We start from the raw sequence: 18,889 nt of genomic DNA on the forward strand, positions 1-18,889 counted from the left end.
CGGACCCGGCTCAGGCCGGTCCGGTGCCGCCGGTCACGTCGTAGGGGGCTCGGCGCCGCTGCGGCGGGAAAGGAAGCCCCGCTCTTCCGTAGACTGGGGCGCGTGAGCGACGCGTCCCAGCCCCACGAACCCGAGCCCGACTCGCCCGATCCCTCCTCCTTCGAGGAGATCGTCGGTGCGGAGACCGACCGCGACCCCGATCTGGCGGTGATCGAGGCGGGCAGCCGCACCCTGCGCGCCCAGGCGGGGCCCCCGCAGCCGGAGGTGGTGCCGGCCAGGCCCGAGGACCCCGAGGTCGACCGGGCACTGCGCCAGGTCGAGGAGGAGCTTGCCACCCGCTGGGGCGAGACCAAGCTGGACCCCTCGGTGCAGCGCATCGCCGCGCTGGTGGACGTGCTGGGCGAGCCGCAGCGCTCCTACCCGTCCATCCACATCACCGGCACCAACGGCAAGACCACCACGGCCCGCATGATCGAGGCGCTGCTCGGCGCCTTCGAGCTGCGCACCGGGCGCTACAGCTCGCCGCATGTGCAGTCGGTCACCGAACGCATCAGCATCGACGGCGCGCCGGTCTCCGCCGAGCGCTTCATCGAGACGTACCAGGACATCAAGCCGTACGTCGAGATGGTCGACGCGCAGCAGGAGTACCGGCTCTCCTTCTTCGAGGTGCTCACCGGTATGGCGTACGCCGCGTTCGCCGACGCGCCGGTGGACGTGGCCGTCGTCGAGGTCGGGATGGGCGGCACCTGGGACGCGACCAACGTCATCGACGCGGGCGTCGCCGTCATCACCCCCATCTCCCTCGACCACACCGACCGGCTCGGCGACACGCCCGAGCGGATCGCGGTGGAGAAGGCCGGGATCGTCAAGCCCGACGCCACCGTGGTGCTGGCCCAGCAGCCGGTGGAAGCCGCGTCCGTGGTGCTGAAGAAGGCCGTGGAGGTGGACGCCACCGTCGCCCGTGAGGGCATGGAGTTCGGCGTCGTGGACCGGCAGCTGGCCGTCGGCGGACAGCAGCTCACCCTGCGGGGGCTGGGTGGCGAGTACCCGGACATCTTCCTGCCCCTGCACGGCGCGCACATGGCGCACAACGCCTGTGTGGCGCTCGCCGCCGTCGAGGCGTTCTTCGGTATCGGCCAGCAGCAGGCCCGCACCCTGGACATCGAGGTGGTGCGTCAGGCGTTCGCCTCGGTCTCCTCGCCGGGCCGGCTGGAGCTGGTGCGCACCAGCCCGTCGGTGCTGCTGGACGCGGCGCACAACCCGGGCGGGGCGCAGGCCACGGCACAGGCCGTCAGCGAGGCGTTCGACTTCAGCCGGCTCGTCGGCGTGGTCGGGGCCAGCGCGGGCAAGGACGTGCGCGGGTTGCTGGAGGCGTTCGAGCCGATCTTCGCCGAGGTCGTCGTCACCCGGAACTCCAGCCACCGCGCGATGGACGTGGACGAACTGGCCGCCGTCGCCGTCGAGGTCTTCGGTGACGAGCGGGTGCAGGTCGAGCCGCGGTTGGACGCGGCGCTGGAGGAGGCCGTCACCCTCGCCGAGGAGGAGGGCGAGTACGCGGGGGCCGGGGTGCTGGTCACCGGCTCGGTCATCACTGTCGGCGAGGCCCGGCTGCTGCTGGGAGGGAGGCACTAGATGCGAACGCTGTGTGCGTCCACACTGATCGGTGAGTTCTTCGTGATCGGTTTCGCCGGATTGGTCGCGATGCAAACGAGTGACCTTTCGGCGGCGACCGTCTGGACGGTCAGCGGAATCGCCATGGCGCTGTGCGTACTGCTGTGCGGCTTCATCACCCGACCGGGTGGCGTCCAGCTCGGCTGGGCGCTGCAGATCGGGCTGATCGCCAGTGGATTCGTGGTCCCGGCGATGTTCTTCCTCGGCGCCTGTTTCGCGGGGCTGTGGTGGGCCTCGGTGCACTTCGGCAAGAAGGTCGACGAGGCGAAGGCGCGCTTCGCGGCCGAAACCGGACCCGCGGCCGAGGCCGAACCGACGGCCTGAGGCCGAAGGCGCGGCAGGGGGCGTGAAAAGGGGCGCGAGGTGCGGCGCCAAGCGGCGGAAAAGTGATCCCCGCCGTCAGTACGGCCGCAGGCCGCAGGTAGCCTCTGCTCACCGTATGACCGCAGCCAAGGAGCCGCACACATGAGCCAGCGCACCCTCGTCCTCCTCAAGCCCGACGCGGTCCGCCGTGGCCTGGTAGGCGAGATCATCGGCCGTATCGAGCGCAAGGCGGGCTGGTCCATCGCGGCCATGGAGCTGCGCACGCTGGATCGCGCCACGCTGGAGCAGCACTACGCGGAGCACGAGGGCCGGCCCTTCTACGAGCCGCTGATGGAGTTCATGGCCTCGGGGCCGTCCGTCGTGATGGTCGTCGAGGGCGAACGGGTGATCGAAGGAATCCGCGCGCTGGCGGGTCCGACCGACCCGATCGCGGCCGCTCCCGGCTCGGTGCGCGGCGATTTCGGGACCATCGTGCGGGAGAACCTGATTCACGCCTCGGACTCGGAGGAGTCCGCCGAGCGGGAGATGAAGATTTTCTTCCCCGCTTTTTCCTGAGCCCGACCTCGCCCGACGCCGGATCGACCGCCCGAGGCGGAATGGATCGGGGCTCGGCTCCGACACGACGTCACCATTACGGTGGCCGTTCGGACTTCCGCCGACAATGGCGGAGGAACCGTCTCCACGTGTTCGAGCAAGCGCGTCTACGATGGAAGCCTCGCGCTTAGAGCATGCCAGCGCGGTAGTCCACCTCCTTCCGTAGCCGCACACCACATCGCCCCACTTGGAAGGCCAGACGCATCCATGGGAACCAACATGTCGTTCATCGGCCGTGATATGGCTGTCGACCTCGGGACCGCCAACACGCTGGTGTACGTCAGGGGTCGCGGGATCGTCCTCAACGAGCCGTCCGTCGTCGCGATCAACACCAACACAGGCGGAATCCTGGCGGTCGGCGCCGAGGCGAAGAAAATGATCGGCCGCACCCCTGGCAACATCGTGGCCGTAAGGCCCCTGAAGGACGGCGTCATCGCCGACTTCGAGATCACCGAGCGGATGCTCCGCTACTTCATCCTGAAGATCCACAAGCGGCGCTATCTCGCCCGGCCCCGCGTGGTGGTGTGTGTGCCCTCCGGTATCACCGGAGTCGAGCGCCGCGCCGTCATCGAGGCGTCCACCCAGGCGGGTGCCCGTCAGGTGCACATCATCGAGGAGCCGATGGCCGCGGCGATCGGCTCGGGACTGCCGGTCCACGAGGCCACCGGCAACATGGTGGTGGACATCGGCGGCGGCACCACCGAGGTCGCCGTGATCTCGCTGGGCGGCATCGTCACCGCGCAGTCGATCCGGGTGGCGGGCGACGAGCTCGACAACGCGATCATCCAGCACATCAAGAAGGAGTACAGCCTCCTGCTCGGCGAGCGCACCGCCGAGAGCATCAAGATCACCATCGGTTCGGCGCACGACCTCGACAAGGACGAGCACACCGAGATCCGCGGCCGTGACCTGGTCAGCGGGCTACCCAAGACGGTGGTGATCTCCGCGGGCGAGGTCCGCAAGGCCATCGAGGAGCCGGTCAACGCGATCGTCGACGCGGTCAAGACCACCCTCGACAAGTGCCCGCCGGAGCTGTCCGGCGATGTGATGGACCGCGGCATCGTGCTCACCGGTGGTGGCGCCCTGCTGCGCGGCCTGGACGAGCGGCTGCGCCGCGAGACGGGTATGCCCATCCACATCGCCGAGGACCCGCTGGACTCGGTCGCGCTGGGCTCCGGCAAGTGCGTGGAGGAGTTCGAGGCGCTCCAGCAGGTGCTCGACGCCCAGCCGCGCCGTTGAGCGCCACGGGCATCTGTTCGCAATAACTGACCGTTCAGCGGCGGGTCGTTCGAACGCAGTGGCGGCCCCCGCCAATGCACCCCGCGAACGCGGGGCTGCCCCAGAGAAAGGCACGGCCGCCGCACGTGAGGGACACCCGAGAAAGCCGGCTGCTGCTCGTCCTGCTGATCGCCGTCGCGTTCGCACTGATCACGGTGGATCTCAGAGGGGGCGAGCAGTCTCCGCTCGACGGAGCGCGGCGGTCGGCCGCCTCCGTCTTTGGCCCGGTAGAGAACGGCATGGCCACGGCGGTCGACCCGGTCGGCAACGCCATTGCCGCCGTCCGTGACTCGGGTGCCCGCCACGACAGACTCAGCCGTCTGGAGCAGGAGAACGCGGCGCTGCGGCAGAAGCTCGGCTCCAGCGACCGCAACCGCTCCCGGGCCAACGAGCTCGACAAGCTCCTCAAGACCGCCGGCGCGGGCGGCTACGGCGTCAAGGGCGCCCAGGTCATCGCGATCGGCGCGGCCCAGGGCTTCTCCTGGACCGTCACCATCGACGCCGGCCGGGAGGACGGGCTGCGCCGCGACATGACCGTCCTCAACGGCGACGGGCTGGTCGGCCGCCTCACCACCGTCGGCCCCAGCACCTCCACGGTGCTGCTCGCCAACGACCCCGACTTCACCGTCGGTACCCGGATGGAGAAGAGCAACGAGCTGGGCTTCGCCACCGGGCGCGGCGGCAACGCGCTCAACGTCCAGCTGCTCAACGGCAAGGCCAAGGTCAAGAAGGGCGACCGGCTGGTCACCTTCGGCTCCAGCAACGACAAGCCGTTCGTACCGGGCGTCCCGGTGGGCGAGGTCACCAAGGTCAACCGGAACAAGGGCGACCTCACCCGGACGGTCCGGGTGCGGCCCTACGTCGGCTTCACCCGGCTCGACGTGGTCGGCGTCGTCGTCAAACCGCCGCGCAAGGACCCGCGCGACAAGGTTCTCGAAACCAAGAACCCGCCCAAACCCAAGCCCGCCCCCACGGTGACCGTGACCAAGACGCCCAGCGGTACGCCCTCGCCCAGGAGCTGATCCCCGTGCACCTCAACCGGATGCTGCTCTCGGCCGCTCTCGTGGTCGTCGCCCTGATGCTCCAGGTCACCGTTTTGGCCAGACTCCAACTCCCCGGGGCCGTACCGGACCTGCTGCTGCTGGTCGTACTCGCCCTCGCTCTGGTGTACGGCCACACCGCGGGTGCGCTCGTCGGTTTCTGCGCCGGGCTGCTGGCCGACATCGCCCCGCCCGCCGACCACGCCGTCGGCCGCTACGCGCTGGTGCTCTGCCTGATCGGCTACGCCGCCGGGCTGACCAAGCCCGAGGCAGGCCAGCACCGCTCGGCCACCGTGCCCATGCTGGTGGTCGCCTCCGCCGCCATCGGCTCCACACTGCTGTACGCGGGCGTCGGTGCGCTGGTCGGGGACACCGTGGCCCGCCAGGTCGGGCTCAGCGGGCTGCTGATCACCGCCACCATCTACGACCTGCTGCTGGCGCCGTTCGTGGTGCCGCTGATCATGTCGCTGGCGCGGCGCGGCGAGAAGGACCCGATCGGGGCCGAACCCGGCGGCGGCAGCGCGGACGGCGGTATGCGCGCCTACGGGTGGCTCACCTCGGGCGCCGGCTTCAGCGCCTCGGCCGGCGGCAGCCTGCTCAGCAAGGGCGGCAAGGGCGTCAAGGCCGGGAAGCGCACCTCGCGCAACAAGACGGTGAGCCTGGGCGGACGCAGCAAGGCGGGCAAGATCAAGGGGGTCAAGCGGCTGTGACCAATGCCCACCCTCCCCCAGCCTCCGGCCGGGGGTGCCCCCAGCCCGACCACCGCCCCACAAGGAGGCGCTACGCGCCGTGACCAATATTCCCGAGACCGGCCGTTCCTCCCGCGTCACCATCCGGTTGGTCGTCATCCAGATCCTGGTGGTGTCGCTGCTGCTGACCCTCGGTGGCCGGCTGTGGTACATGCAGATCCGCAACGGTGACGAATACCAGAAGGAGGCCAAGGGCAACCACGTCCAGCAGGTGGTCCAGCCCGCGACGCGCGGCGCCATCCTGGACGCGCGCGGTGTGCCGATCGCCGACAACGAGACCCGGCTGGTGGTCTCCGCCTCCCGCACCGAGCTGATGAAGCAGGACGACGACGGCAAGGCCGTCCTCGAACGGCTCGCCAAGGTCCTGGACATGTCGCCCAAGACCGTCAAGGAGAAGGTCCGTCTCTGCGACGCGGACACCTCGCAGCCGTGCTGGAACGGGTCGCCCTACCAGCCGATCCCGGTCACCGACGACGCCAAGCCGCAGCAGGCGCTGCAGATCCGGGAGCGTTCGGAGGACTTTCCCGGGATCACCGCCGAGCCGGAGGCCGTCCGCCGCTATCCGGCACCGTACGGGGCCGACACCTCGCAGGCGCTCGGCTACCTCTCGCCCGTCACCGACGAGGAGATCGAGAAGGCCAAGGACACCGACTCGCCCTTCCTCCCCTCCGACGAGATCGGCCGCAACGGCCTGGAGCGGGCCTACGACAGCGAGCTGCGTGGCTCCTCGGGCGTCACCCGCTACGAGGTGGACAACCTCGGGCGGGTCATGGGCGAGGCCGAGAGCGACAAGGCGCGACCCGGCTCCAACCTGGTCACCTCGATCGACTCGCGGGTCCAGGCCGTGGCCGAGAAGCAGCTCGACCAGGCGATGAAGAACGCCCGCAAGGAGTTCGACAAGAACACCGGCCGCAACTACAAGGCGGACGCCGGTGCCGTCGTGGTGATGGAGAACAAGACAGGCCGTGTCGTGTCCATGGCCTCCAACCCCGAGTACGATCCCAACGCCTGGGTCGGCGGCATCTCCGGCAAGGAGTACGCCAAGCTCACCGGGAAGAAGTCCAACTACCCGCTGCTCAACCGCGCCATCCAGGGCCTGGCGGCGCCGGGCTCCATCTTCAAGGTCATCTCCACCACCGCCGCGGTCAAGGCCGGCTACCCGTTCAACGGCAAGTACAACTGCTCCTCGGACTTCGAGGTGGGCGGCCAGGTCTTCAAGAACTACGAGTCCAAGGGCTACGGCAACATCGACCTCGGCCGCGCCCTGGAGGTCTCCTGCGACACCGTCTTCTACCGCCTCGCCTACAAGGAGTGGAAGAAGGACGGCGGGAACCTGCCCAAGAAGGGCGCCAAGGACTGGTTCTACAAGACCGCGCACCAGTTCGGTCTCGGCAAGAAGACCGGGATCGACATCCCCAACGAGGTCAAGGGCCGGGTCCCGGACCGGGAGTGGAAGAAGAACTACTGGGAGGCCAACAAGGACGCCTGGTGCAAGCAGGCCGACAACGCCAAGGGCACGCCCAGCTACGCCGAGAAGATCGCCAAGGAGAACTGCGTCTCCGGTATGAAGATGCGCGCCGGTGACAGCGTGAACTACTCCATCGGGCAGGGCGACACCCTCGTCACCCCGATCCAGATGGCCACCATCTACGCGGCGCTCGGCAACGGCGGCACCATGTACGACCCCACCCTCGGCAAGGCCGTCGTCAGTGCCGACGGCAAGTCCGTCAAGGAGATCAAGCCGAACCCCCACGGCAAGCTGCCGCTGGGAGACAAGACGCTCCGCCAGATGGACAAGGCCCTCCAGGGGGTGGCCACCCGGGGTTCGGCCGCCTGGCGGTTCGGCGAGGCGGGCTGGCCGCAGGACAAGATCAAGCTGCGCGCCAAGACCGGTACCGCCGAGGTGGCGGGCAAGCAGACCACCTCCTGGCTGGCCACCTACACCGACGACTTCACCATCGTGATGACCATCTCCCAGGGTGGTACCGGCTCCGGCGCCTCCGGACCCGCCGTGCGCAACATCTACGACGCCATGTACGGCGTCGGGAAGGACGGCAGCATCGACAAGAGCAAGGCGCTGCTGCCCAAGCCCGAGACCGATCTGCCGAAGATCGACAAGGACGGCACCATCGTCGCCGAGCGCGACAAGCGGCCCGCCGACAAGAAGTCCGCGAGCCCGTCCGCCTCGCCCACCGACCGCAGCCCCACCGCCTCACCCCCGGGGGAGACGCCGCGGGCCCGCGGCGAGGCCGCGGTCGCGCGCAACGAGGGCGAGCAGCAGCAGCGCCGCAGAGACGGGGCCCGGCAGGTCAGCGACGCCCGTGCACTGGCCGGAGGTGAGCGCCCATGAGCGCTAGGACGTTCGCCCTCGGCGGTTACGGCCCACGCCGCCGCTCGGCCTGGGACCGGTTGACCGCACGTGACTCGATCGTGTGGCGGATGGACTGGATGATCCTGCTGTCCGGGGTCGCGCTCGCGGTCATCGGCTCGCTCCTGGTCTACTCCGCCACCCGCAACCGCACCGAGCTCAACCAGGGCGACCCGCAGTACTTCCTGGTGCGGCACGTCATCAGCCTGGGTATCGGTATCGCGCTGATGATCGGCACCGTCTGGCTGGGCCACCGCAGACTGCGCAGCGTCGTACCGGTGCTCTACGGCATCACCGTGCTGCTCGCCGTCTGCGTCCTCACCCCGCTCGGCGCCACGATCAACGGCTCGCGGGCCTGGCTGAACCTGGGCGGCGGCTTCACGGTCCAGCCCGCGGAGTTCATCAAGATCACGGTGATCCTCGGCATGGCGATGCTGCTCGCCGCCAAGGTCGACGCCGGCGACCGGGAGCACCCCGACCACCGCACCGTGCTGCACGCGCTCGCCATGGCGGCGCTGCCGATCGCGATCATCCTGATGATGCCCGACCTCGGCTCCGTGATGGTGCTGGTCATCATCGTGCTGGCCGTGCTGCTCGCCTCCGGCGCCTCCAACCGCTGGATCATCGGGCTGTGCCTGGCGGGTGCCGGGGGAGCGGTGCTGGTGTGGACGCTGGGGCTGCTGGACGAGTACCAGATCAACCGGTTCGCCGCCTTCGCCAACCCGGCGCTCGACCCCGCCGGCGTCGGCTACAACACCAACCAGGCCCGTATCGCCATCGGCTCCGGCGGCCTCACCGGCAAGGGCCTCTTCGAGGGCACCCAGACGACCGGCCAGTTCGTCCCCGAGCAGCAGACCGACTTCGTCTTCACGGTCGCCGGCGAGGAACTGGGCTTCGTGGGCGGCGGGCTGATCCTCGTCCTGCTCGGCATCCTGATCTGGCGGGCCTGCCGGATCGCCCGCGAGTCGACCGAGCTGTACAGCACCATCGTCGCGGCCGGGGTGATCGCCTGGTTCGCCTTCCAGGCGTTCGAGAACATCGGGATGACGCTCGGCATCATGCCGGTGGCCGGTCTGCCGCTGCCCTTCGTCTCCTACGGCGGCACCTCGATGTTCGCGGTGTGGATCGCGGTGGGGCTGCTGCAGTCGATCCGGACGCAGCGGCCGATAGCGGCATAAGTCCTCGTCTGCCGGGGTCGGGGGGGCCGGTGCGCGGCCCCCGGCCCCGGCAGCCGACAGGGCGGGCGTGACCAACCGTTACTCTGGACGACTGGCCCTGTCCCCCTCCCCGGCTCCGGCCGGGGGCACCCGCAGAAAGCGCGCCCCACATGCCCGTCGAATCGGTCTTCCCCCAGCTAGAGGCCCTCCTCCCGCACGTTCAGAAGCCGATCCAGTACGTGGGCGGCGAGCTGAACTCCACCGTCAAGGAATGGGACGAGACGGACGTCCGCTGGGCTCTGATGTACCCGGACGCCTACGAGGTCGGCCTCCCCAACCAGGGCGTCATGATCCTCTACGAGGTGCTCAACGAGCGCCAGGGCGTCCTGGCCGAGCGCACCTACAGCGTCTGGCCGGACCTGGAGAAGCTGATGCGGGAGCACCAGGTCCCGCAGTTCACCGTCGACGCGCACCGCCCGGTCGGCGCCTTCGACGTGTTCGGGGTCTCCTTCTCCACCGAGCTGGGCTACACCAACCTGCTGACCGCTCTTGAGCTGTCCGGTGTCCCGCTGGAGGCCAAGGACCGCACCGAGGACCACCCGATCGTGATGGCGGGCGGGCACGCGGCGTTCAACCCGGAGCCGATCGCCGACTTCCTCGATGTGGCGGTGATCGGCGACGGCGAGCAGGCCGTGCTGGAGGTCACCGAGATCATCCGGGCCTGGAAGGCCGAGGGTCGCCCCGGCGGCCGCGACGAGCTGCTGCTGCGGCTGGCCAAGACCGGCGGCGTGTACGTACCGCGCTTCTACGACGTCGAATACCTGGCCGACGGCCGGATCTCCCGCGTCGTGCCCAACCGCTCCGGCGTCCCGTGGCGGGTGAGCAAGCACACCGTGATGGACCTGGACGAGTGGCCCTACCCCAAGCAGCCGCTGGTCCCCCTCGCGGAGACGGTGCACGAGCGGATGTCGGTGGAGATCTTCCGCGGCTGCACCCGCGGCTGCCGCTTCTGCCAGGCGGGCATGATCACCCGCCCGGTGCGGGAGCGGTCCATCACCGGCATCGGCGACATGGTCGACAAGGGGCTGAAGAACACCGGCTTCGAGGAGGTCGGTCTGCTCTCCCTCTCCTCCGCCGACCACAGCGAGATCGGTGACATCGCCAAGGGCCTGGCCGACCGCTACGAGGAGGACAAGGTCGGGCTGTCCCTGCCCTCCACGCGCGTGGACGCCTTCAACATCGACCTGGCCAACGAGCTGACCCGCAACGGCCGCCGCTCCGGCCTCACCTTCGCCCCCGAGGGCGGCAGCGAACGCATCCGCAAGGTCATCAACAAGATGGTCTCCGAAGAGGACCTGATCCGCACCGTCGCCACCGCCTACGGCAACGGCTGGCGCCAGGTGAAGCTGTACTTCATGTGCGGGCTGCCCACCGAGACCGACGAGGACGTGCTGCAGATCGGCGACATGGCGGTCAACGTCATCGCCAAGGGCCGCGAGGTCGCCAAGTCCAACGACATCCGCTGCACCGTCTCCATCGGCGGCTTCGTCCCCAAGCCGCACACCCCCTTCCAGTGGGCACCGCAGCTGTCCGCCGAGGAGACCGACGCCCGGCTGGCCAAGCTGCGCGACAAGATCCGCGGTGACAAGAAGTACGGCCGCTCGATCGGTTTCCGTTACCACGACGGCAAGCCCGGCATCGTCGAGGGCCTGCTCTCCCGCGGTGACCGCCGCATCGGCGCGGTGATCCGCGAGGTCTACGAGCGCGGCGGCCGGTTCGACGGCTGGCGCGAGTACTTCTCCTACGACCTGTGGATGGAATCGGCCGCCAAGGCGCTGGAGGGCACCGGCGTCGATGTCGACTGGTACACCACCCGCGAGCGCTCCTACGAGGAGGTGCTCCCCTGGGACCACCTCGACTCGGGGCTGGACAAGGACTGGCTCTGGGAGGACTGGCAGGACGCCCTCGACGAGACCGAGGTCCCCGACTGCCGCTGGGACCCCTGCTTCGACTGTGGCGTGTGCCCGCAGATGGACACCGAGATCCAGATCGGGCCCACGGGCAAGAAGCTGCTGCCGCTGACGGTGGTGAAGTAGCCGGCCGCGCCGCGGCCGTTACCGGATCGCCACACCACCGGCCGAACCGCCCGGCGGGCTCGGCCGTCCCCACCAGCGTGAACGGGTACCAGCACGGACATCGGCCGCGCCACGGCGCCGCCGCGGACACGAAGCAACCCGAAGGGTGCCTGACGGCCGCGGTGCGGCTGCCGGTGCGCATCGTGATGTTCGTGCTGGTACTGCCCGTGAGGATGGTGTGGGACGGGCTGGTGCTGGTGGGGCGGGCCCTGCGGCGCGGAGTGCTGGTTCCGGCCGGGCGCGCGCTGGCGTGGCTGTGGCGCACACTCGTCGTCGCCCCGGCGAGCAGCCTGTGGCGTACCGTTCTCGCGCCGGTGTGCCGGGGCGTCGGGATCGCGCTGGTATGGACGGGCAAGGCCCTCTTCGTATGGCCGTGGGTCGCCCTGTGGCGGTACGTGGTCGCTCCGGCCGGACGCGGTGTCGCCGCCGCCGTCGCTTTCGTGGTCCGGGTGCTGATCGTCGCCCCGCTGGCCTGGGCGTACGCCGGCCTGCTCACCCCGCTCGGCCACGCGCTGCTGGCCGCGCTGCGCGGGCTCGGCGGCGGGCTGCGCCGGCTGGGGCGGCAGCTGGTGCTGCTGCCGGCGGTGCTGCTGTGGCGGTATGTGCTGGCCCCGGTGGGGCGGGGCGTGGCCGCGGCCGCCGCCTGGCTGTGGCGGTGGCTGGTGGTGGCGCCGGTGGTGGGCCTCTACCGCTGGGTGCTGACCCCTCTCGGGCACGCGGTGGTGGCCGTGGCGCGCGGAACCGGTGCCGCACTGGCGTGGCTGGGCCGGTATCTGCTCGTGGTGCCCGCTCTCGCCCTCCACCGCTGGGTCCTCGCCCCCTTCGGGCGGGGCGTCGCGCTGGTCGTACGGGAGATCGCCGCCGCCCTCGTCATCGCCTGGCAGGTGGCCGGCCGGGTGACGGTGGTGGTCTTCCGGTTCCTCGGACGGATGGCGTATCTGCTGCTGGTGGCCCCTTTCGTGGGGTTGTGGCGCTACCTGCTGGCCCCCCTCGGACGGGCGCTGCGCGACTGGCTGTGGCGCCCGCTCGCCACCGCGGCACGTGCGGTGGGGCGTACGGCGGGCCGCGGCCTGAGGGCTGCCGGACGGCCGGTGCGGGACGCGCTTCGCTCGGCGCGGGAATCGATGCGCGCGACACGGGCAGAGATACGGCGTGCCCTGTGGGGATCCCCCCGGCCCGAGGCCCGGAAAGTGCCCCGCTCGAAGGAGCGGGAGCCGCTGCCCCAGGGCAGCCGCGTACCCTGGGCACCAGGATCATCCGCACGACCCCGGGCTTCCCGGCCGTCCGCCGGGGTGCCGCCCGGTCGCGAAGACCGCAGGTGAGGCGCCTCGACACGGAGGGCGCCGGCCTGGTCGGTGCGGACTTCCGCCTTCGTACACGACGCATAGACGAACCCATCAGACATGGACGGTCGCGCCCTCGCGCACCGCCCGGCACCGAGGAGAGAACCACTGGGCAAGCGACAGCCCGAAGGCCCGCCGCCCGCACCCACCGTGCAGCGCCTCCGCCTGCGCTACACGAAGCGAGGCCGCCTTCGGTTCACCAGCCACCGCGACTTCCAGCGCGCGTTCGAAAGAGCACTGCGCCGGGCCGAGGTCCCCATGGCGTACTCCGCCGGTTTCACCCCGCACCCCAAGGTCAGCTACGCCAACGCCGCCCCCACCGGCACCGGCAGCGAGGCCGAGTACCTGGAGATCGCCCTCGTCCAGCAGCGTGACCCCGAACAGCTGCGGGCGCTGCTCGACAGCTGTATGCCGGACGGCCTCGACATCGTCGACGCGGTCGAGGCCCACGGGTCCGACTTCAGCGACCGGCTGCAGGCGTCCGTATGGGAGCTGCGGCTCGACGGCGTCACCCCGCAGCAGGCACAGCAGGCGGCGGACGCGTTCTTGGCGGCCGAGTCCGTCGAGGTGCAGCGGCAGACCAAGAAGGGCCTCCGCTCCTTCGACGCCCGGGCCGCCGTCCGCTCACTGACGGTCGCGGGCCAGGACGACGGACAGCCGACCGGGCAGCACGCCGAGGCGGACACCGCCGCCGCTGCGGTCGGCTCCACCGGCACCGATAGGCCGGGCAAGGGGGCCTGTGCGATACTGCGCCTGGTAGTACGGCACCTGACACCTGCCGTACGACCCGACGACGTCCTGTCCGGTCTCCGCGCTACGGCCGACCTGGCGCCGCCGGTCCCCGCAGCGGTGACCAGGCTGGCGCAGGGGCCGCTCGATGAGGAGAGCGGCACGGTGACCGACCCGTTCGCACCTGACCGCGACGCGCTTCCGGAGCCCATCGGCTCAGGGATCTCCAGCGCCGCGACGGTGCCGGGCGGCGCCGCGTAGGACAGCCGCCGAAGCCGCGCCGCCGCCGACGACGCACGCCAGGGAGCCACCCGGGCAGCCGTAGGCCAGGCGAGCGCACAGACCAGCAGACTTTCGCCGTAGCCGGGCCGGACAAGGGCCGGAACCGGCGAGTGAGACGACAAGCTCCCGCGCGGCGCCCGCGCCCCGGAGAGCGATCCGCCCGCAAGGGCGGGCCGCCCCGGACCTCACGAGCGCGGCGCCCGGGAGCGTGACGGGAGAACCGCCCGCATGCTCGAACCAACTGAATCCAACGAAGCCGAGGCAGCCGCAGCCGGTCCCGCCGCTTCCGCGGAAGCCGCCGCCTCCGGCGGATCCACCGCGTCCGGCGGGTCGGTCGTCGGCAGTGGCACCACTGTCGGCGGCGGAGCCGCCGGAGCGCCCGAGACCGCCGGTGGTGCGCTCAGCACGCCGAGCGACAACCTGCCCCCGCGCCGCCGCCGTGCCGCCAGCCGTCCCGCGGGACCGCCGTCCACGGCGGACACCGGTGAGCCGGTGAGCAGCACGGACAGCGGTGGGACCGGGAGCTCGGCGACCGCCGGGGCCGGAACGCCGACCGTGCGCGACAGCGCCGAGGACACCTCGGGGGAGGCCGGAGCCCAGGACGGCCCGGCCCCGGACGACTCGGGGAGCGACGCCGCTCCTCAGGCCCCCGCCGACATCGCACCGGCGCCCGCCGCCCGCACCCGCCGCCGCGCCACCCGCAAGGCGACCGCCCCGGCCGGCTCGCCGCCGCCGGCCCAGCCCGCCGAACAGGCCGAGGCAGCCGAACAGGCCCAGGCCGCGGAACGGACCGAGGCGGCTCCGCAGCCGGAGACCGCCGGTGGCACCGTCGAGGTGGGCACCGAGCCGCCGAAGACCGGCAGCCGCCGCCGCGCCACCCGCAAGGCCACCGCTCCCGCGGGCTCGCCCGCTCCGGCGGAGTCCACCCCCGAGCCCGAGGCGGCCGAGTCCGAGGCGCCGAAGGCCCGTACCCGCCGTCGTGCCACCGGCCGCAAGGCCGCCGACGCCGCCCCGGCCGAGGAGACGGCGCAGTCGTCCGAGGAGGAGAAGCCCGCGGCTGCGCGTCGTCGCAGCACCCGTGAGACCTCCGCGCCCGCCGAGACCTCCGCGCCCGCCGAGACCGCTGAGACCTCCGCGTCCGCCGGGACGGCCGAGGGCGCCGGGACGGCCGAGAACGCCGAGGCGCCGAAGACGCGCGGTCGTCGCCGTACCGCCACCCGCAAGGCCGCCGCTGCCGCCGACGCGACGGCCGAGCCGGAGACCGGGACCGGGACGGGGACCGAGACCTCCGCCGAACCCGCCTCCGCCGAACCCGCCTCCGCCGAACCCGCCTCCGGCGGCCGTACGCGGCGCCGTGCGACCCGTGCGGGTTCCGCGCCCGCCGCCACCGAGGCGACGGAGACCGTCGAGGCCTCCGCGCCCGCCGGGACCACCGAGGCCGCACCGGCCCCCGAGCAGGGTGCGGCCACCGAGACGTCCGCTCCTGCCCGTACGCGTCGCCGGGCGACCCGCAAGGGCGCCGAGGCCGCGGAGCCGGCCGGAACCGCCGATTCCGACCGCCCCGCCTCCGACAGCGGCAAGGCCGCCAGGAGCGACGCGAAGGGCAATGCCGCCAAGGCTGCCAAGGCGACCGAGGCAGCCGGGACGGCCGAGGCGCCGCAGGAGGCCGAGCCGAAGGTCGCCAGGGGCTTCGAAGCCCCCGCGTCCGGGACCCCCAGGACCGGCGAGCAGTCCGAGAAGTCGGAGAAGGCCGAGACGCGCGGGGGACGGCGTAAGCGCCCCGCGCCGCCCGTGGCGATGTTCCAGCCGCCCGTCTTCACCGAGCCGGCCTTCCAGACCCCGCAGTCCGCCGCCGCTGCCGCCGAGGCCGAGCGCCGGGCCGAGGCCGAGGCGGAGACCGAGCCGGAGCCGGAGACCGAGACCGGGGCCGCGATCGAGGAGGAGGCCGCCGCCACTCCGCGCCGTCGCCGTCGCCGCCGCGCGGAGTCGGCCGAGCAGCAGGCCGAGCAGCAGCCCGCCGCCCGCGACGAGAGCCGGGACGAGCGGGAGGACCGCGAGGGCGGCGACCAGGACACCGAGGGCGAGGAGCAGGAGGGCGCCCAGGCGGACGAGCGCCCCGCACGCCGCCGCCGTCGGGGCGGCCGCCGTCGGCGCCGTGGCGAGAGCGCCGAGCAGGCCGAGGGTGCCGAGTCCGACGAGGCCGATGAGCCGGAGGAGCGCGAGGAGCGCCCCGAGGCCGCCGAGGAGACCGAGACCGCCGGGCGGGCCGCTGCGGACGCAGCGGGGGCCGGCGAGGACGAGGGCGAGGCCGGGGCCACCGGTGGCACCTCCTCCAGCAGCTCGCGCCGTCGCCGCCGTCGCCGCCGCCGCTCCGGTGACACGGAGGCCCCGGCCGGTGAGACGGTCACCTCGGAGGACCCCGAGCGCACCGTCGTCAAGGTTCGTGAGCCCCGCAAGAAGAAGGACGAGCCCTCCGACGAGGTGCAGGCCATCAAGGGCTCCACCCGGCTGGAGGCCAAGAAGCAGCGCCGCCGCGAGGGCCGTGAGCAGGGGCGTCGCCGGGTTCCGATCATCACCGAGGCGGAGTTCCTCGCCCGCCGCGAGGCCGTCAAGCGCGAGATGATCGTGCGGCAGAGCGGCGAGCGTACGCAGATCGCCGTCCTGGAGGACGATGTGCTGGTCGAGCACTTCGTCAACAAGGAGCAGTCGACCTCGTACGTCGGCAATGTCTACCTCGGCAAGGTGCAGAACGTCCTGCCGTCGATGGAGGCCGCCTTCGTCGACATCGGCAAGGGCCGCAACGCCGTGCTGTACGCGGGCGAGGTCAACTTCGAGTCGCTGGGCATGGGCAACGGCCCGCGCCGGATCGAGACCGCGCTCAAGTCCGGCCAGTCGGTGCTGGTGCAGGTCACCAAGGACCCGATCGGCCACAAGGGCGCCCGGCTGACCAGCCAGGTCTCGCTGCCGGGCCGCTACCTGGTCTATGTGCCCGAGGGGTCCATGACGGGCATCAGCCGCAAGCTCCCGGACACCGAGCGCTCGCGGCTCAAGCAGATCCTCAAGCGGGTGGTGCCCGAGGGCGCCGGCGTGATCGTCCGTACGGCGGCCGAGGGCGCCAGCGAGGACGAGCTGCGCCGCGACGTCGAGCGGCTGCAGGCGCAGTGGGAGGACATCCAGAAGAAGGCCCAGAAGGGCAACGCGCCCACGCTGCTGTACGGCGAGCCGGACATGACCGTCCGGGTGGTGCGCGACATCTTCAACGAGGACTTCTCCAAGGTCACCATCAGCGGTGACGAGGCCTGGGAGACCATCCACGGCTATGTCTCGCACGTGGCTCCCGACCTGGGCGACCGGCTCCAGAAGTGGACCTCGGACGTGGACGTCTTCGCCACGTACCGCATCGACGAGCAGCTGGCCAAGGCGCTGGACCGCAAGGTGTGGCTGCCCAGCGGCGGTTCGCTGGTGATCGACAGGACCGAGGCGATGATCGTCGTCGACGTCAACACCGGCAAGTTCACCGGCCAGGGCGGCAACCTGGAGGAGACGGTCACCAGGAACAACCTGGAGGCGGCCGAGGAGATCGTGCGCCAGCTGCGGCTGCGCGACCTCGGCGGCATCATCGTGATCGACTTCATCGACATGGTCCTGGAGTCCAACCGCGACCTGGTGCTGCGCCGCCTGCTGGAGTGCCTGGGCCGGGACCGTACCAAGCACCAGGTGGCGGAGGTCACCTCGCTGGGCCTCGTGCAGATGACCCGTAAGCGGGTCGGACAGGGGCTGCTGGAGTCGTTCTCCGAGCAGTGCGTGCACTGCAACGGGCGCGGCGTCATCGTGCACATGGACCAGGCCGTGGCCGCCGGTGCGGGTGGCGGCGGCAAGAAGGGCAAGAAGGGCAAGGGCAAGGCGGACAAGGGCGAGGCGAAGGGCGGCGGCCAGCAGGTCGCACAGCCGCAGCCGGCTCCCGCCGAGCCCGTCCCGGCAGAGCCCGAGCCCTCGCCCGCGACCGCGCCGGCGGCTGCCGCGGTGGAGCCCTCCGAGGTGGTGGCCGAGTCCGCCGACGTCTCGACGGCGGCCCCCGCGCCGGTGGAGTTCGTGCCGGACGAGGAGCTGTTCAACAGCGCCGCCGAGGCGGAGGCAGCAGCGGCTGCCGCGCGTGGTGGACGTGGCCGACGCCGGGGCAGCCGCAAGGCGAGCGCGCCCGCGGGGTCGCCGAGGGCGACGGCGGGTGAGACCGCCGAGGTGGTCGAGCCGACAACACCGGAGCCCGCCGCTTCGGAGTCCGCCGTGTCACAGCCCGCGGTTCCGGAGGCCGTCGCCGCCGGGCCCGCTGCGGTCGAGCCCACCGCCCCGGCACCGGCCGAGGCTCCGGCCGAGCCCGCGGCCGACGTGGCCGCACCGGTTGCCGAACCGAGCACGGAGCAGGCCGCCGAGCAGCCCGCCGAGCAGCCCGAGGCGGCCACCGAACCCGCCACCGGCGCCCGGCGCCGCCGTCGGGTGACGCGCAAGGTCAGCGCTCCGGCCGGGGCGCCGCGTACCGGGGACGGCACCGCCGCCGTGCTGGTCGTCCCGTCGGACGAGGCGACCGCTCCGGCTGCGGCCGCCGAGCCCGAGCCGGTGGTCGGCGAGGTCGTCACCGATGTCGCGCCGGTCCGGCCGCGGCGGCGGGTGACGCGGACCATCACCACCACCGCTCCGGCGGAGGAGGGCGAAGCCGTCGCCCCGGCGAAGAAGACCGCCGCGAAGAAGGCGGCCAAGAAGGCCCCGGCCAAGAAGACGGCCGCGAAGAAGACCGCCGCCAAGAAGTCGACGACGGCGAAGTCGGCGACGAAGGCGGCGGGAAAGTCGGCAGCGGGAAAGACGGCGGCGAACAAGACCGCCGCGAAGAAGGCGGCCAAGAAGGCTTCGGCCAAGAAGACGGCCGCCGCCGAGCAGGAGGGCGGAGCCGGAACCTCGGTGTCCGCCGCCACCCCCGAGGAGTGACCCGCACCCCCCGGCGGTGACCCGCCGGGCGGGGAGGGCCCGTCCCTCCCCGCCCGGCTCGGGTCCGGGCAACGGGGCCTCGGAAAGAACCCCAGGTCCGTATGGGGTACCCTTGACCGTCGGCGTGTCCTCACCCGGGCGCGCCGCTCCTGAGCAAATCCCTCCCGGTTCCCGGGAGAGGCCGCTCAATCCTTCCGGATCAGATCCGCGCTCTCGCGCGGGCGGGCGGCTGGCGTCAG

12 protein-coding genes are annotated in these 18,889 nt (G+C 71.8%); all 12 read left to right on the forward strand.

What is annotated here, in order from left to right:
• Window positions 1-102: 102 nt before the first annotated feature.
• The 12 genes from folC (at window position 103) to JW613_RS09960 (ending at window position 18,650) form a co-directional block, all read left to right on the forward strand.
• A complete protein-coding gene (gene folC, locus JW613_RS09905; protein WP_209210356.1) occupies window positions 103-1,632 on the forward strand; it encodes a bifunctional tetrahydrofolate synthase/dihydrofolate synthase in 1,530 nt (509 codons plus the stop codon).
• Window positions 1,633-1,995 carry a DUF4233 domain-containing protein gene (locus JW613_RS09910; RefSeq protein ID WP_185016843.1) on the forward strand — a complete coding sequence of 121 codons (363 nt, stop codon included), beginning with the start codon at window positions 1,633-1,635 and terminating at the stop codon, window positions 1,993-1,995.
• Window positions 1,996-2,136: 141 nt separating this feature from the next.
• Window positions 2,137-2,550 (forward strand): nucleoside-diphosphate kinase, encoded by a 414-nt coding sequence (gene ndk / locus JW613_RS09915; protein ID WP_099880794.1) that lies wholly within the window; start codon window positions 2,137-2,139, stop codon window positions 2,548-2,550.
• 258 nt (window positions 2,551-2,808) lie between these two features.
• Window positions 2,809-3,828, forward strand: coding sequence for a rod shape-determining protein (locus JW613_RS09920; protein WP_099886493.1), 1,020 nt, complete (start codon window positions 2,809-2,811; stop codon window positions 3,826-3,828).
• Window positions 3,829-3,953: 125 nt separating this feature from the next.
• Window positions 3,954-4,889, forward strand: a complete 936-nt coding sequence (gene mreC / locus JW613_RS09925; protein ID WP_209210357.1) for a rod shape-determining protein MreC — start codon at window positions 3,954-3,956, stop codon at window positions 4,887-4,889.
• Between the two features lie 5 nt (window positions 4,890-4,894).
• Window positions 4,895-5,617, forward strand: coding sequence for a rod shape-determining protein MreD (gene mreD / locus JW613_RS09930; protein WP_209210358.1), 723 nt, complete (start codon window positions 4,895-4,897; stop codon window positions 5,615-5,617).
• 79 nt (window positions 5,618-5,696) lie between these two features.
• Window positions 5,697-8,006, forward strand: a complete 2,310-nt coding sequence (gene mrdA / locus JW613_RS09935) for a penicillin-binding protein 2 (RefSeq protein WP_209210359.1) — start codon at window positions 5,697-5,699, stop codon at window positions 8,004-8,006.
• The gene (rodA, locus tag JW613_RS09940; protein WP_209210360.1) at window positions 8,003-9,202 is read left to right on the forward strand and encodes a rod shape-determining protein RodA; all 1,200 of its coding nucleotides are present in this window, start codon (window positions 8,003-8,005) and stop codon (window positions 9,200-9,202) included. The genes mrdA and rodA overlap by 4 nt, the downstream gene beginning before the upstream one ends.
• A gap of 149 nt (window positions 9,203-9,351) precedes the next feature.
• Entirely contained in the window at window positions 9,352-11,277 is a 1,926-nt protein-coding gene (locus JW613_RS09945) for a TIGR03960 family B12-binding radical SAM protein (protein WP_209210361.1), read from the forward strand.
• A gap of 173 nt (window positions 11,278-11,450) precedes the next feature.
• Window positions 11,451-12,638 (forward strand): hypothetical protein, encoded by a 1,188-nt coding sequence (locus JW613_RS09950; protein ID WP_209210362.1) that lies wholly within the window; start codon window positions 11,451-11,453, stop codon window positions 12,636-12,638.
• 171 nt (window positions 12,639-12,809) lie between these two features.
• A complete protein-coding gene (locus JW613_RS09955; protein ID WP_209210665.1) occupies window positions 12,810-13,649 on the forward strand; it encodes a TIGR03936 family radical SAM-associated protein in 840 nt (279 codons plus the stop codon).
• 249 nt (window positions 13,650-13,898) lie between these two features.
• The gene (locus tag JW613_RS09960; RefSeq protein WP_209210363.1) at window positions 13,899-18,650 is read left to right on the forward strand and encodes an Rne/Rng family ribonuclease; all 4,752 of its coding nucleotides are present in this window, start codon (window positions 13,899-13,901) and stop codon (window positions 18,648-18,650) included.
• Window positions 18,651-18,889: the final 239 nt, after the last annotated feature.

Origin of the sequence: Streptomyces smyrnaeus, assembly GCF_017676345.1 — a bacterium.
Taxonomy (GTDB): domain Bacteria; phylum Actinomycetota; class Actinomycetes; order Streptomycetales; family Streptomycetaceae; genus Streptomyces; species Streptomyces smyrnaeus.

Coding starts and splice junctions, on each gene's coding strand:
- JW613_RS09910 (WP_185016843.1), top strand. CDS start 1,633: ATGCGAACGCTGTGTGCGTCCACACTGATCGGTGAGTTCTTCGTGATC.
- ndk (WP_099880794.1), top strand. CDS start 2,137: ATGAGCCAGCGCACCCTCGTCCTCCTCAAGCCCGACGCGGTCCGCCGT.
- JW613_RS09920 (WP_099886493.1), top strand. CDS start 2,809: ATGTCGTTCATCGGCCGTGATATGGCTGTCGACCTCGGGACCGCCAAC.
- rodA (WP_209210360.1), top strand. CDS start 8,003: ATGAGCGCTAGGACGTTCGCCCTCGGCGGTTACGGCCCACGCCGCCGC.
- JW613_RS09945 (WP_209210361.1), top strand. CDS start 9,352: ATGCCCGTCGAATCGGTCTTCCCCCAGCTAGAGGCCCTCCTCCCGCAC.
- JW613_RS09960 (WP_209210363.1), top strand. CDS start 13,899: ATGCTCGAACCAACTGAATCCAACGAAGCCGAGGCAGCCGCAGCCGGT.